Below are 2,018 nucleotides of genomic sequence, written 5' to 3'. Positions count from 1 at the left end.
GTTGCCATGCCTCGCAACCCCGCATAAATACTGAATGTGTGGAGTTTTGCTCATGGCTAGATTTCCTTGATTAATGGAGGTGATAAACTATGGAGACAATCATGATTAGTACGATTCTTGTAAACATCTGTATCGGCTGCTTCGCTTGTGTGGGACTTGCTACTGCGGTCTCTATCATTCAGAGCATCATCAATGACCACAAGCGTGAAAAGCGTGAACAGGAAAAGGACAAGCGTGACCTCGAATACCACGAGAAGCGCATGAAGGACTTTAAGTAATTTATCAACCCAATGGCGGTGGCCCCACTGCCACCATCGACATTTTTCGACAAAAGGAGACAATCTATGAATGAATTTGTAGAAACTTTGAATCTCTTTATTGGCAATGTCATCGCCTATACCTTTTTGGTAGCGGTATATGGTTTCATCATCTACAACGTAGGGAAAGTCATTCTCTACCTTATCCGCTATGCGATATACCACATTCGTCGTGACATCAATAAATATAAATCCAATAAAGATAAACAGTAACAAGGCAGGCGGCAGGGATTTCTCTGCTGCCTGTTTTATAGAAAGGACAATCTCATGAAAACACTTAGTATCGATATCGAAACCTACAGTGATGTGCCACTTCAGAAAACTGGAGTATATCGCTATGTAGAGTCACCTGATTTTGAAATCTTACTCTTTGCCTACAGTATAGATAGCCAGCCTGTTCAAGTCATCGATCTTGCCTGCGGAGAACAGATTCCAAAAGAGATCCTTCTTGCCCTAGAGGATGAATGTGTCATCAAGTGGGCCTTCAACGCTACCTTTGAGCGAATCTGTCTTTCTCGCTTCTTAGGTTATCCGACCGGAGAATATCTGAAACCGGAAAGCTGGCGTTGCTCTATGATATGGTCTGCCACGATGGGGCTTCCACTCTCCTTGGAAGGTGTCGGCGCTGTTCTGGGACTTGAAAAGCAAAAACTCTCAGAAGGTAAAGATCTCATCAAATACTTCTGCCAGCCTTGTGCTCCTACCAAAGCCAATGGTCAACGCACACGTAACCGCCCTTTCCACGCTCCGGATAAGTGGGTCATGTTCAAGAAATATAACATCCGTGATGTAGAAACGGAAATGGGCATCCAGCAGAGACTCGCAAAGTTCCCGGTTCCAGCTCAGAGCTGGGATGAATACCATCTGGATCAAAAAATCAATGATCGTGGCGTCCGCTTGGATATGGATCTTGTTGCTGCCGCCATTGAGATGGATACTCGCTCTCGAAAAGAACTTACAGATACTATGAAAACAATCACGGAACTTGAAAATCCGAACTCCGTCCAGCAGATGAAGGCATGGCTTTCCGATAATGGACTGGAAACAGATACTCTTGGTAAGAAAGCTGTCACAGAGTTACTGAAGTCCGCTCCTCCAACGCTCGCACAAGTTCTCACCTTAAGGCAGCAGCTAGCCAAATCCTCCGTCCGCAAATATCAGGCAATGGAAAAGACCGTTTGTGCCGATGGTCGTGCCCGTGGCATGTTCCAATTTTATGGAGCCAACCGCACTGGAAGATTTTCCGGTCGTAATATTCAGCTGCAAAATTTACCACAAAACCACCTAGCAGATCTTGCAGAAGCACGCTCGCTGGTACGCTCTGGCGACTTTGAAGCCGTTAAACTCCTCTACGAAGATGTGCCGGATACACTCTCACAGCTTATCCGCACCGCTTTCATCCCCAGAGAAGGTACACAATTCATGGTGGCTGACTTTTCTGCTATTGAAGCTCGTGTCATCGCATGGTTTGCCGGTGAAAAATGGCGACAGGATGTCTTTGCCAAAGGTGGCGACATCTACTGTGCCTCTGCAAGTCAAATGTTTAAGGTTCCCGTTGAAAAACACGGTATCAATGGCCACCTCCGTCAAAAAGGTAAAATTGCAGAACTTGCCCTTGGATACGGTGGTTCTGTGGGTGCACTTGGTGCTAGAATATAAATAGTACAAGTCAAAATGAGAATTCCTTATACAGTATTTCAT

Annotated in this window: 2 protein-coding genes and 1 pseudogene; all 3 read left to right on the top strand. The window is 45.4% G+C overall.

Going from position 1 to position 2,018, the window contains the following annotated elements; translation table 11 throughout:
* The first annotated feature begins 89 nt into the window (after window positions 1–89).
* On the top strand, window positions 90–278 hold the full coding sequence (locus DXB15_RS16705) for a hypothetical protein (protein ID WP_118703561.1): 189 nt from the start codon (window positions 90–92) through the stop codon (window positions 276–278).
* Window positions 279–344: 66 nt separating this feature from the next.
* Entirely contained in the window at window positions 345–530 is a 186-nt protein-coding gene (locus DXB15_RS16700; RefSeq protein WP_118703560.1) for a hypothetical protein, read from the top strand.
* A 54-nt stretch (window positions 531–584) separates the two neighbouring features.
* A pseudogene (locus DXB15_RS16695) lies at window positions 585–1,967 on the top strand (DNA polymerase); the annotation flags it as partial.
* Between the last annotated feature and the right edge of the window lie 51 nt (window positions 1,968–2,018).

This window comes from Roseburia sp. OM02-15, assembly GCF_003481835.1.
GTDB classification, from domain to species: domain Bacteria; phylum Bacillota; class Clostridia; order Lachnospirales; family Lachnospiraceae; genus Eubacterium_I; species Eubacterium_I ramulus_A.
The sequence above is the reverse complement of the archived record's forward strand: the minus strand, read 5'-3'. Positions and strand labels throughout refer to the sequence as shown.